General features: G+C 40.4%; 8 protein-coding genes. 3 read left to right on the forward strand and 5 right to left on the reverse strand.

Annotated features, from left to right (window positions below):
• Positions 1-177 precede the first annotated feature (177 nt).
• On the forward strand, positions 178-411 hold the full coding sequence (locus LC608_RS34200; RefSeq protein ID WP_308189973.1) for a CHAT domain-containing protein: 234 nt from the start codon (positions 178-180) through the stop codon (positions 409-411).
• Here LC608_RS34200 and LC608_RS34205 read toward each other — a convergent pair.
• From LC608_RS34205 to LC608_RS34215, 3 genes are read right to left on the reverse strand one after another with little or no spacing between them, the layout of a single operon-like run.
• Positions 372-1,349 (reverse strand): M48 family metallopeptidase, encoded by a 978-nt coding sequence (locus LC608_RS34205; protein WP_229557807.1) that lies wholly within the window; start codon positions 1,347-1,349, stop codon positions 372-374. The genes LC608_RS34200 and LC608_RS34205 overlap by 40 nt on opposite strands.
• A 60-nt stretch (positions 1,350-1,409) precedes the next feature.
• Positions 1,410-3,368, reverse strand: coding sequence for a tetratricopeptide repeat protein (locus LC608_RS34210; RefSeq protein ID WP_229557808.1), 1,959 nt, complete (start codon positions 3,366-3,368; stop codon positions 1,410-1,412).
• Positions 3,353-4,795 carry an NB-ARC domain-containing protein gene (locus LC608_RS34215; protein WP_229557809.1) on the reverse strand — a complete coding sequence of 481 codons (1,443 nt, stop codon included), beginning with the start codon at positions 4,793-4,795 and terminating at the stop codon, positions 3,353-3,355. The genes LC608_RS34210 and LC608_RS34215 overlap by 16 nt, the downstream gene beginning before the upstream one ends.
• A gap of 850 nt (positions 4,796-5,645) precedes the next feature.
• Between LC608_RS34215 and LC608_RS34220 the strand changes: the two genes are divergently transcribed.
• On the forward strand, positions 5,646-5,822 hold the full coding sequence (locus tag LC608_RS34220) for a hypothetical protein (protein ID WP_229557810.1): 177 nt from the start codon (positions 5,646-5,648) through the stop codon (positions 5,820-5,822).
• Entirely contained in the window at positions 5,819-9,595 is a 3,777-nt protein-coding gene (locus LC608_RS34225; RefSeq protein ID WP_229557811.1) for a plasmid replication protein, CyRepA1 family, read from the forward strand. The genes LC608_RS34220 and LC608_RS34225 overlap by 4 nt, the downstream gene beginning before the upstream one ends.
• A 195-nt stretch (positions 9,596-9,790) precedes the next feature.
• Here LC608_RS34225 and LC608_RS34230 read toward each other — a convergent pair whose 3' ends face one another.
• Positions 9,791-10,465, reverse strand: coding sequence for a site-specific integrase (locus LC608_RS34230; RefSeq protein ID WP_267871317.1), 675 nt, complete (start codon positions 10,463-10,465; stop codon positions 9,791-9,793).
• 1,884 nt (positions 10,466-12,349) lie between these two features.
• On the reverse strand, positions 12,350-13,027 hold the full coding sequence (locus LC608_RS34235; protein ID WP_229557812.1) for a hypothetical protein: 678 nt from the start codon (positions 13,025-13,027) through the stop codon (positions 12,350-12,352).
• Positions 13,028-13,389 lie beyond the last annotated feature (362 nt).

Here is a 13,389-nt window from a genome sequence, read left to right on the forward strand (position 1 = left end):
CAGGAAAGTGCAGATTTTCCATGTGTATTTGGGGAGGTCTTGGGTTGCCGTTGGCAACCCAAGACCTCCCCTCATTATAATGATTATCATTCTTACTAGTTGTATATTTTATTTCTTGGAAGTCCCTTACTTGTTCTCAGCGCCTGCGAAACAGCTAAAGGCAACAAGCAGTCAGCAATGGGTATTGCGGGAATGGCTGCTCAAGCAGGAGCGCGCAGTACTGTTGCTACTTTGTGGCGCGTGGAAGCCGATTCTACCGCTTTGCTTATGCAAGAATTTTATAAAGGCTTGAACAATGGCTTGCCAAAAGCAGAAGCACTACGTCAGGCGCAATTGAGTTTACTGTCAAATCCTAAATATAAAAAGGCTTATTATTGGGGTGGGTTCCTCCTGGTTGGAAGCTGGTTGTAAAATTCCACTAAATTTAGCCCTGATTGGGCTTTTTGTAACTCTTTTGAATTCTTACTGCTTTTCGCTAACTCAGCTGCCGTCAGGTATTCGGGTTTCGCCTCATTTGGCAACTTGGCCTTCAGATAGCGATCGCCCAGTACTCTGTAAAGAGTCGGATTTTGGCTATTAGTTGCTGTTGCCGTTTTTAACATCTCGATTGTTTCATTTAAAAGATTTTCTGCCGTATAGATAACATCTACGTCAAGAATAGTTTCATCTAGAGGTAGCCCTAAGCCTTTGATCCGTTTAATCTTTTGTGCAATTTGTTCTTGGGAGGCTACAGACAATACGTCCACAAACGTTTCATCATAGCTAAAAGCTTCACCATCTTTATAAGCAAAAACATATATTGTATATGGAGTCCCAGGTTGAAATTCTTTTTCATCACTTGGGTAGGCAAGCCGAGTTTGATTTACAACTTTTTCCCACCCAAACTCGTAACTTTTTACTTTGACTTTGTAAGAAGTAGCACCCTTAACAGCAGTCCAAGTTATTTCTGGACGGGAATTCAATGTTGATGTGCTATAAGGAGAAATGATTGTTGGCTCATCGCTCCCTTCTGTGCCACCTTTTTGTATGCGACATCCATCAGTGTTGTTTGGATTGCAAGGAGATGAGGCTTGTTCAGATTCTGCACATTTATCAAGAGGAATACTCCCACTAGGTAAATTTAAAAATTTTCCAGAACTAAAACATAAAAATTGTACAGAACCACCATTTAAAACCTCTAATTTATCTCCCTTACAAATTAAACTTCCTACTTCAAATCGTTTGTCGCCTTTGCTTACTATCCTTCCTAACTGTGGCTCACAACGAGCCTGATTTCTTCTTACTCTTATGAGCGGTACATTTGCTAGCAATGGTAGGTGAATTAGTATTAGAGAAGTTAAACAGTACATCCCCCCAAAAAACATCAGTTTTTTCATTGTTTTACAAACAGAAATTTTCTTAGCATCTTATCATTTGTCAAGTATGCGATCTAGCAGTTCTTGTCTCCAGCGAAACACTTCTGGTAGACTAGATTTAGTCAAGATACAAGCATCTATATAAGCTCTGGCGTAATTAAGTTGACCTAATGATTCTTTTATTTGAGATAGCAAACAATATGCATCTGTTCTTTCGCTATCTAACTTGGTCGCTTTTTCTAGATATTTTTCGGCTTCAGTTAACTTATTTTCCATTAACCTTGACCATCCTAAATCTTTATACAACGATGCTTGCAACTCTTTATTATTAGTTTTCTGTAATCCATTTAAAGCTAAAGTAGCTGCCGCTTTATAATCCCCATTTTTATTTTTCAATCTTGCTAAAGCTGCAATAGCAAATATTGCTTGATCGCTACTTCTGATAGCAATTTCGTATTGCTTTTCTGCTAAATCATATTCTCCCTGTCTATCATAAAAATCACCTAATCCGTAATGTGATTCCCATTTATTAGGTTTTAATTTAAAAATTGTTTCGTAAGTTTTGTTAACACAATTGTAGTCATGTAACTGCTGACATGCGATTGCTAAATTATTATAAGCACTATCATCTTTAGGATTGTACTTTATAGCTAGTTCGTAATTATTTCTAGCAAGTTTAGGGTCATTTTGATGCTGTAAACCCTTCTCAAAGTAAAAAGTTGAGACTGAATTAGTTAAATTATGCCCATACTTTATTGCCCTTTGAAAGTCTTTTTCAGCATCGGCAATCCTATTTTCTTTATAAGCTTCTTTACCTTGATTTAAAAAATAATTTGCTACTGTGTATTTTAAGCTATTATTCAAGTACACTGCTTGTTGAAAATCGTTCTCAGCTTGGTCAAATTTATTTTCTTTATAAGCTTTTTTACCGGAATATAAATAATATTTAGCTACTAGAGGTAAAGATGCATATATCAAACCAATAATACTTAATAAACTTAATACAAACACAGTAAGTTTAAACGGCTTTGATTTAATTACTCGATTAAGCTTTGATTGACTAGGTAAGCGCTGCAAACGCTGTATTATTATTTGAGTACTTTGTGGGCGCTGCCCTACAAAAGGAGCCATCATATCATCAAGTAAATCAGCCAGAAATTTATCTATGTGAAGTGCTTTATCTCTCCAAATTAGTCTTCCTGTCTGCTCGTCCATTTTGATTTCAATTAAAGAAATACCTGTGACTAAGTAAACAAAAGTTCTACCTAAAGCGTAAAAGTCTGACTGTGGTACAGCTTGTCCATGAATTTGCTCTAAGGGAGAATAACAAGCTGTCCTAACAGCAGTTATTTCGTAACCATTACCAAATCCTGTAGTAGTTCCTCCACTGGTACTAACTTTGGCAAAGTAGGTTCTACTAAGCTGTCTTGCTCCACCAAAATCAACAAGTGCTAAATTCCCATCGGGTTGATGAACAATATTTTCTGGTTTGATATCTCTGTGGAAGAAACCAGACCGATGAACTAAATCAAGAATCTCCATCAACTGCAATAACCATTCATAAGCCATTTCTTGGCTAATTCGTCCATAAGATTGTACCCACTGAGTTAAGTTCTCTCCTTCAAACTTATGCATAACTAGACAATGTAGTTCTAGAAGATTATCATTCAGCCTAAATGTGAAATAATCTTCCCTATTAGACTTGGGAATTCCAGGATGGTCTAGGATTTGTAATATGAATGATTCTCTTTTAAGTAGCTCAACTAACTTAGAATCATCAATCCATCTTAATACTTTCATTACTCTTATCTGAGGCTGAGGATGTTCTTCTGTGCCAATATCCTCAACTTCAAAAACATCTGTGTAAGTATATGGATTTTGCTCCAAAGAACGCAACGGGCGCAGCAAACGAATACGCCCGTTTATTATCAATGGATTTCCACATGCTAAACAATTTTCAGCGCTATCAGGATTATGACGTTGGGTGCAAAGAGGATTTATGCAGTAGCCCACAAGGTAACTTCCCTTGTTTGTATTGTATCTGGTATTTTATGCACTAATCCCAATGGATCAACTAAAATATACTTCTTAATAGATGCTTGTAAACTATAACTAGCTTCTCGTTTGTTTGATTTACCAGCAATTTCAATTAACGAGCGTTCTTCTAAAACTTCTATTGCTGTTATTAGTTCAAAAACTGACAACTTGAAATCTACTCGCTCTTTTAAATTATCAATGAGTTTAGAGAATTGAATGGGAGTCGAGTTTTCTGACATTTCTTCTGCCAAATAAATCATTATTTGCCTTTGAAGATTACTTAAAAGTCCAACTTGTCCAAATTGTTGATGTAGCATTGTTTCAAGCTGAGGATCAATCATAGTAGTTTGATATCTAAAAAATGTTTTCACACTCCCCTCAAAAAAGCGATTAATTCTGTCAGCCAACGCTTCTAAACTTGATGGATTCCCAGAATAATTTTCAATTAATCGCTTACATTCGTGCCCAGTTAAACCTTTTTCTTGTAAGATTTGCATTCCTGTCTCTATATCTAAACCTTCTAATTTGAAAGAGCGAATAGGTAGTTTTGTAGTCACAGAAGCAAATTCTTTTAAAGGCAGCTGGCTTGTTATAATAATGCAGCTTTGATGCTTTCCTTCTGTAAGTCTTAAAAGAAATTTTTCATATTGTAATCTTTTTCCAAAATCGTCTGCTAACAATAGCTTTTCAAATCCATCAATTACTAGGAGACAACGATGTGAATGAAGCTGTTTTGATAGTAAAGATATGCTCTCTATAAAAGAATTTTCATTTGCTTCTATGTCTACGTCAAAAATTTTGTTTAAATCAATAACTAACTCCTCAATTGACAACGAATGATTAATTGTTTTCCAAATTACACATTCATATATACTGCTTAAAGAATCAAAAATTATTTCTTCAACTAATCTAGCGGCTAATAAAGTTTTTCCTATTCCTCCAACTCCAGTAAAAACTATACAGCGCTCTTTAAAGAGAGTAATTTGTTTCTTAAAATAGTTAATTTCATCTTTTCTTCCATAAAAAGATTTTATTTTAGGCAGTTCTCCATAAATTCTAATATTGCCAACGAAACTATCGTTATCCAATCTGGATGCTTCTTCCTTCAGATAATCGCTCTTTGCTAGTTTAAGCAAAATAGATTTCAAAGATATTTTTGTTACTTTCACTCCATCACCAATAATTCCTGAAAGCATACTCCATAGTGGTGGAGCTACTTTCTGCTGCAAATAGTATGCGTTATACCCCGAATCACTTGCCATCTCTTTATAATCTTTGCTATCCCAAACTCCTTTAATAAGAACTTTTTCTACTTCTGTTAAATATCTTCCCCTAGATTGAAACACTTGTTCTTCTAATACAGCTAATACTCTTTTTACGTCTAAAACTTGGCTTGAATTCATGCCGACTTTTCCTTACGTAAGTAGGTATATACAAGGTTATATTTTACTCTTGAGTACCTAAAATATCTACAAAGTTCACAATTATTAACCGAAGCTAGCTTCTCAAATTACCTTTCTAGGCTATATGATTTAAATGCTACATCTTAATAGGGAGATTTAACGCATCTCTAGTACATTATCCGGTCTATCTTGAGCATAAAAGTGTGAAAGAATTTGGCCAACGTCAACCAAAGAACACCGCCTACGGGTACTTTTGATCACTTATTAACTCAATGGGTTTGTTTTGAAAAGCTTGTGTCTAGGTATCTTAACCTAAACCAAATATCTTCTGCTAAGACATTTGAATGAAAGCTCTTATCTCGACTGAGTAAGACGACCAGAACTTCTGTAAAATCAAGCTAATTGAAAGGAGGCATGGAGGTGAAGATACAACAGTACGACTGTTTAACGCAGAAAGCGCCACTAAGGAGTCGCGCTTTCTGCGTATTGCAAATTTCATATTGATCTAGAGCGGGTTTCATCTCGAAGGAACAAAAGAAGTTGTCGCTAAAGTTTGGCCACTGGTGCGACTACTAAATTGTCCGAGAGTTTTTACCGCGCTACCAGATCCATTATAGGGTCTGCCGCTTGGAAAGTCCATTCCCTGCGGTGTCTTTTTGCTGTCGAAATTCATAAATTTTAGGTAAAGTTAAGTTTGGTTAAGAAATATCCCGAATTTTGTAGTTAAAAGCAGTAGTAGCGCGAATAACAGTTACCAGTTATCAGTTGGGAGTAGAGTCCAAGATTAGATAACTGATAACTGATGCAACCCCCTCTGAACTTGTAAACCGAGTTATCAGGGGAAAATATCATGACAAACAGAGAACGCCCCAAGAGCGCAGTGTTAGAGCGCATGGGGTCGAGTGCAGCTTTCGCATGGCAATTTTATGCTGTGACGAAGGGAAATTTTCGGAATATTCAGGCTAGAGCAAGAGTTTCGCAGCTTGAAAGAGTTCTCCCCAAAAAATTCCTTGGAGAGAACCGATGAATGCAGCGACAACTGAATATCCAAACAATCTCACGGCTGCGGAATACCATGAGTTGTTAGCTGGTAGCGCCATTCATCCGGCGTTGATTAAGCGCAACTTTTTCCATGTAGAGGGAGAATCAGTTTATGATTTTCTGTTCATATCTGATAAAATCCCACGCAAGAATGCGGGTCGGGTCACGGATGGATACATCAAAATGTATCAACATCTATTACTAGGTGGGACGTGGATTCAGTCACTTGACCCATTCAAAAACTGGCAGCCGATGGAGTGGGGGCGGATTAAGCCCAACTTCCCGCGCTTTGATTGGCACTCCTGTAAACCAGTTAAATACGAGTCGCCACCCAAAACCGCCAACCGCGTCACCTATTTCGATGTTCCCAACTGTATTTTGAGTAAAATTGCACGGCGCTATAACGTTTCCGATATTCAAAGAGTGCTTTTTGCAAAACGTGGGAAAAAGCTTTGGCTTAAAAGTCGAAAGAACTCTGCTTTTGGCAATGGCACTCTCTTGCCTTCGCTATTGCAACTAGGACAATACCAGGGAACGCTAACGCAAATTTCGGAGTATAGTTCCTTTTTAGCACTGTGCAGAAAAAGCATACTCAATCCCCTAATATTTTGGTCATGGGTAAAACAGCACAAACTGAATTTCATTGACTCTCAGCACAAAGATATACAAATCACCTTCTGGGAGTGGGTTCGGCAACATCCAGAGATTCCGATTATCTTATGCGAGGGTGAGAAGAAAGCCGCTTGCTTGCTCTCTTTGGGGTTTGTAGCGATCGCACTCCCTGGAATTTGGAACGGGCGCGTGGGCAAACAAGATTTTGATGAACGGTTGCATCCTGACTTAGTACCAATGGCTCAGGCGGGACGCAAGTTCATAATTCTTTTTGACTACGAAACTTCTTCTAAAACCAGGTGGTCGGTGTTTCAAGCCACTGTTCGCACTGCAAAAGCAATCGAATCGGCTGGTTGCTTATGTGAAGTCGCATTACTGCCGGGGCCAGAAAAAGGCGTTGATGATTTTGTAGTTGGTCGCGGTGTTGATGCCAATGCCCTGCTAACTGCAATTATAGATGATGCCAAATCACTTGCCGATTACCAACGCTCGTATCGGGCTAAAAAATGGGGACTAAGTAAATACAAACCAGATGTCACAGTCAATATTAAATATCTAAGCCAAGCACTCTGCCTGACTGACTTATCAGAAAAATGCTCATCTGTCCCGCTACTTTATGATATTGCACAAGAGCAATTGTTCACCCCAAATGTTAACCCTACAAGCTGTGGGGAGGGAGAAGGAAAACAAGAGTTAATAATTTCTGACTGCCCTGACCACAAACCCAGTACCCAAAATCCCAAAAAGTCTTTCCGTTTTCCAGAAAAAGGATTAGTCGTACTGTGGAGCGACATGGGCACTGGGAAAACTGAACTTATGCGCTGGTGGCGTGACCAAAATCCTAATGCCAGATTCCTCAACAATGGACATCGGGTTAACTTGTTGAAAAATCTTGCCGAACGCTTGCAGACAGCGATGTACTCCGACTTGGGTTACACAGGTTTAGCCCAGGCTCAAGCCCTTAGTATTACTATTGACAGCTTGCACAAACTCAATACCCAGTCTCTCACTTACGGCTGCATATTTATAGATGAAGCCTGCCAATACCTCACCCACTTACTACATAGTAATACTTGCAAACAACACCGTGCAGCAATCCTAGAAGTACTGGAATATATAGTATACAATGCGCCGTTAGTGGTGATTGCCGATGCACACATGGATGATTTAACGGTAAACTTCTTTCTTGCAATGCGACCCAAAGGTGAAGTACCTTACATCATTAAAAACGAATGGCGAAACGGGGAGCGCACAATTTATTGGTACGAGGGGGATAATTCTAGCGCTCTAGTCGCCCAAATCTCGGCAGCGCTAATGCTTGGTGAGAAAGTCATGGTTGCAAGTGACAGTAAGCGTTTTATCAAAAAACTCGACAAATCCTTTACTATCAAGTACGAAGAATCTAGTAGTTCGCCAAGTGAACTTGGCGGGGTGCATGTTAAAGGGGAAGGGGAAAAGGAAGAATTAACAGATTCCTCCTCCGCCCTTTCCCCCTTACCCCTTACCCCTTGCCCAGCCCGTAGGACTTCATACCGCATTTGGTCGGTTCATTCCGATAATTCTGGCAGTGATGAGAATGTCGCTTTCATCAAAGATATCACCAACGCCGTCAAAAACTTTGATGCCTTGTTCACTTCCCCTAGCCTGGGGACTGGTGTCGATATTTCAGAGTATCATTTTGATTTAGTGTTCGGTGTGTTTCACGGCGTTTCCCAAACTGCAACTGAGTGCGCCCAGCAACTGTACCGCTATCGTCCAAAAGTCCCGTTTCATATTTGGGTGGCCCCGCGTCCTCCCTTCGGTTACAAAGATACAAACGCATCCAAGATTAAAGAGCGCTTGCTCCAAACCAATGAAATGACTGCTTTTCTGTTGCGGATTGACCGTCAAACAGGCAAGCGGGGCGCAGAAAAAGATTGGGCGCTTGAGGCTTACTGCCAAATTCTTGGCAACCGCCACTATTCTCTCAATAATCTGCGTGATGATTTGCGATCGCTTCTCACCGAAATGGGCAATACATTTATATGTGTGGGCAGTGATGATGATGAGCAATCTCTTGAAAGTCTTAAAGCGGCAGCACAAGCTTTGGATAGTGCCCACAATTCGGCTGTTGCCAAGGCTAAGAATATTACTTTGAGCGAGTACCGTGCCCGTCAGAGCAAAGATTACCTTGACCCTAATGAAATTTTTGAATGCGAAAAATTCCGCATTTCTGATTCTTACGGCATCGAAGTAACCGAATCACTCGTAGAAATGGATAAAGGTGGTCGCTTAATTAGAGCGATCGCCGGACTTGAGGCAATTTTAGCCACACCCGAAGAATCGTTTACTGACCCCAAAACTGGGCAAACTTATCCCACGCCACCAACAATTGTCACCCAAAAAGACCGCACCGAACGCGACAATCTCCCTTTGTGCATCGACTGGGGTAATTACTCGGCACGGTGGCTTGCTAGATTTAACCTGGGACTGCATCAGATTCTCACTTCTTTAGTTGCGGGTGATGAAGTTACCGCCTCGGATTCCACCTTACTTAAGATGAGGGACATCGCTATACATTGTGCTGCTCACGTTAAAGCAATTCTTGGGTTTACTATTCCCCTAGACTGTAAACCTATTTGGTTGCTAGGAACTTTAGTCGAGCAGTTGGGGTTAAAGTTGACTTTCCGTAAGCAGGGTAAACGGGGTCAACAGGTGAAACTTTTCTCTTTATCTAAAGAGGAATTAGAATTTGCAATGCATGTAATTGCTCATCGCGTGGAAAAGCGTAATCAAAAAGAAAATCGAACCTATTATGCTGCTCAAACCCCTGCTGCGTATAATGTAAACCCCAATCAGCAGCCCGTATCCACACCCCCCCTTGATGCTATAGGGAACTCCCATTGCCAAGGGGAGGATACTACCGAATTTGAGTCGCCTCCGACCGATCGCATTACGCTACTCCACTGCGTAGAAATACTACGAAGAGGTATTTCTCGTGGAGTGGATGCAATTAAAGGCATTCTCAAGCGATGGCAGAGTGATTTGCGCTGGGAAACGGTGCTGGAACTTGAAGCGATCGCCGCGAGTGAACTGCGACTTGTCGAGGATCAAGTCCCGGAATTTTACGCCTTACTGAATGAAGATGTGTTGCCTGTGGAAGGATAAAGTCGGCGATGTCGAAGGCGGGCAAAGCCTTGACTGAGCTACGTAAATAAAGAGCAATCTTTGCCTCATTTTTATCATTGGCTATGGCTTGAGGTGTTGCCGATAAAATTGTCAATGGCTTTTTGGGAAAAATCACTTTAAGCTTTATTAGTGAATGATCCTGTCTAGATCAACTAAATCATATTTCCTGATCTATCACTCCGTTGATAACTTCGTGTTATCCACATTTTGCATGTCTTGATTGTTGCTGCTAATTGATGGCGGTGATAGCATCGATAACGCCGCGATCGCACCCCGGACTTGGGATGGTTCCACCTCCAGATAATTTTGCAGTTGCTCTAAGCTGCGATGTCCACTGATTTCTTGGATGACTCTCAGAGGAATTCGGGCATTGCTCATGAAAGTAAGTGCAGTTCTGCGGCAACTGTGTGTGCTTGCTCCTTCGATGTCCGCACGTTCGCAAGCTTGTCGGAAGATCAGGCTTGCATATTCTGAGTGCAAGTGACCGCGCCCCCATCGACCAGAAAACAAAAAACCGTCACGGGAGTTTGTCGGTTTGTAAGTAGCTAAGAAGTTCCTTAGTTCTGACAAAATCGGAATGCTGCGGGTAGCTAACTTTCCCTTTGTATTCCCTTTACGGATGATCAGCTCTGCTCTGATCCGTCCCTTGCTGTTATAAACATCTTTAATTTTTAGGGTAACTGCCTCATTGACGCGGCAACCCGTGTACAGCATCACGCCTATTAGGGTTCTGTCTCGCTCTGTGGTTAACCCCAAAGTAAACAGACGCTGGATTTCTTCTGCCGACAAAACCTTTGCCTTCCCGTGACGGTCAATTTTCACAGCCCCGAACCCCCGATAGTTAATCATTATCGCCGATGCTCCCGTCCCAGGATTTATTTCGGTGAAAAAAGTGTGGAACTGTACTGCAATGTGTACTAGTTTCTCTACCGTTTCCCTTTTCCTGTTCACGGACAAAGTGAAAATTGTGGCAGTTTGTCAGCAACAGAATACCCCCGTCACCTGTAGCCAGAACGGTGTACTAATGCTGTACTATTCCCCTGCCATTTAAGCGCACAGGAGAAAAAGCCGATTGCCATTTGGGACTGCCATCGCTCGTGCTGCACAAGCAATAATCACCTTTATCATGATGAGCGATCGATTGACTCAATCACTCTTCGTCCCAGTTTACCTAGCCCGCATTTCTCACAAGCTTGAGGGAAGGGGCAGAGGGGAAAGAACTTGTACAAATAACTCTCCTCTGCTCAAGAGCACAAGCACAGGCTTTGAGCATCGGTGAGAAATCCGGGCTAGCCACTACCTTTCTTCATGCCATTGGGCTATAGCCAATGCCCCTATATTGAAAAACCTAAAAATCGGTGAAAAAATAAACTGAAAATGACTTTATACTTAATAAGTAATATAACAGGTCAAAGAGCATACTCCTAACAGTTAGCTACACAAATATTACAGGTGTAGGTTTGGGTTAAAGAAAACGGGCAAAGGTGCTTATTTTAAGAAACTTTACAAAATTCTTCCCTGCTTCTGTTGCTTTCATGCCAAATCAAGCTTATCGGAATAGCCCGCTTTTTAATCGCTATCACGCCATAAAACTATAGAGTCATTTTTAGTTTATTTTTGAGAGTAGTGTGATTGCTCTATAAAAAATTCTTCAAGAAATGGGTAAAACTTGCGTGCCAAAAACTCAAATTTTTCTGCAATTGATTCCGAACTTGTCCTGAATCAATTCTCAGGGTGAACGCCAGGGCGAACGCACGGCATTTCTGAAACCCCTGCTGGATAAGGATCTTGACGAAAAAATAGGCTAAATTTAAAAACGTTGAAACCCTTGCTATTAAAGGATTCTTATACTTTAGATGCGTTTGCCCTGGGGTGAACGCCAAGATGCTCCCTGATGGCTGAAGGGACTTTAGCTGATTGTGAGTTAGTTTATGATGTGGTAAATTATACAGTTAAAAATATAGCCTTAACATCGAACGAAATCCCCGTGTTGTATCATGATAATTGTCTAGGTAAATAAATATGTTGCTGGTAGGTTTATTTAGCCTATTTACCTAGATGAGTATAATGCAGAAAGTTTTACTGCATAGCGATGCCTACAGTAGCTATAATTGCGTAAAGTAAAGTGTTTAAGATTACAAAAAATACAGTAATACAGAGGGTATAAGGGAAGGCACAGACATCGTTTGGTGGTCTGCAAATTCCCGCTCCTTTTAACACCCTCGATCTTGGCTCATATAAAGGATTAGTTTTTCAGAATCATAATTAAGTTTTTGCCGACCAATGTCCGGCAAATTGCGATTTTCATAGAGCGATCAGCTACGCTGGCCGGTTACGCCATCGCTTAGTATAAGCATGAAGTAATCAGTGACTAGAAAATTTAAGTATAAAAAACTACAAAGACTTGCTAAATAACTGATGTGCGTGAGCAAAACTATTTACTGGCTGAACTAACTTAGAAACGGCGATCGCTGTTGACTGCGCTGCTCACATCAAAAATTTTGGGTTTCACTGTTCCCTCTGACCCCAAACCAATTTGGCTGTTGGGGTTGTTGTTAGACCAACAGGGGTTAAAGTTAACTTACCGCAAGCAGGGGAGAAGGGGTCAACAAGTTAAATTATTTTCTTTATCTAAGAAAGAATAAGACTTGGCTTGCGTTGGTTGGTTGTGCTGGAGATGGAGGAAGTCGCCGCAACTGAACTGCGATTCAAGGAAGCGACTGTGCTTGATTTTTACGATTGCGTCTTCTTCCATTCTTCAAGAGTCAAGCAAGTTTTCCCAGTGGGTATTAATCCTGTGGTTGCTGACACACCGAAATTTGTCAGCGCATAATTTTCTGCTTCTGCGTCCTTGAAGGCAAGTTCTACTACTGTTTGCTTGGACTGCTTTGACAGAGCTTCAATCTTGACGTTTGCTGCGGTAGGAACAGCATTCGTTTTATCTCTGGTGAAGTTTTTTACATTATAAAATTGCTCTTGTCCTGGCTTACCTGAGTTCAAGCATCCTTTAGACTTGACAAACAATCCTGTAGCCCAATAGCTATTAACAAAGTGTTGCTTATTAACAAACTGCACCCCATTAGCTGCCCAGACGTAAACGGGATCAACATATCCTTTAGTTTTGGGAATTTTAGTTTCGCTACATCTTACTCCATCCCGAAGACGACTTCTATAATCTCCGCATACCTTCCAAGTTATTCTATATAAGTTAGGTGTCTCTTCTACATATTGCCTTATTTGCTCCTGTACTTCCTTATCTTTTTGGCTTTGCTCATCATCACTTGCCGCCGCATAAGCCTGTTTTAAGTCATTCTCTGCCTGAGCAACCTTGTCCGCATTAGACTGGCAAGCTCCTAAGCATAGTCCTACACCTATTGAAACAAGTGCTGTAAATATTTTCCTTTTATTCATAAATACTCCAACAAATGATTATGAAAATTAATTTCCAATTTCCTTGCTTGACCAAATATCTACTTCTAACAAATGCTGAAGTACAAGCTGCAAGTATTATACATATTTCTTCTATACATATAATCAAGTTTTAACAGTTTTTAGTTATGATGCAAAACATGGTGAGGTATCGAAGGGGAAGTTCAATTTATGGAGAGCAGGGATACTTAAACAAGTCGGAAGTCGGAAGGACGCTCGCAGACTCGCTACCGCTACGCTAACGGAAGTACAGTTTTGTAATGGGGATTTTAATTAGGCAGGGAACTTAAACCCCCAAACTTTGTTAAAGCTAATCTAGATGTTTTACATCATAAAAATAGTCA

The organism is Nostoc sp. XA010 (assembly GCF_020829625.1).
Taxonomy (GTDB): Bacteria; Cyanobacteriota; Cyanobacteriia; order Cyanobacteriales; family Nostocaceae; genus Nostoc.

What these genes read in the sequence shown, in the direction of transcription:
- LC608_RS34200 (WP_308189973.1), top strand. Translation starts at nt 178, where the DNA reads ATGGGTATTGCGGGAATGGCTGCTCAAGCAGGAGCGCGCAGTACTGTT.
- LC608_RS34205 (WP_229557807.1), bottom strand. Translation starts at nt 1,349, where the DNA reads ATGTACTGTTTAACTTCTCTAATACTAATTCACCTACCATTGCTAGCA.
- LC608_RS34215 (WP_229557809.1), bottom strand. Translation starts at nt 4,795, where the DNA reads ATGAATTCAAGCCAAGTTTTAGACGTAAAAAGAGTATTAGCTGTATTA.
- LC608_RS34220 (WP_229557810.1), top strand. Translation starts at nt 5,646, where the DNA reads ATGACAAACAGAGAACGCCCCAAGAGCGCAGTGTTAGAGCGCATGGGG.
- LC608_RS34225 (WP_229557811.1), top strand. Translation starts at nt 5,819, where the DNA reads ATGAATGCAGCGACAACTGAATATCCAAACAATCTCACGGCTGCGGAA.
- LC608_RS34230 (WP_267871317.1), bottom strand. Translation starts at nt 10,465, where the DNA reads ATGATTAACTATCGGGGGTTCGGGGCTGTGAAAATTGACCGTCACGGG.
- LC608_RS34235 (WP_229557812.1), bottom strand. Translation starts at nt 13,027, where the DNA reads ATGAATAAAAGGAAAATATTTACAGCACTTGTTTCAATAGGTGTAGGA.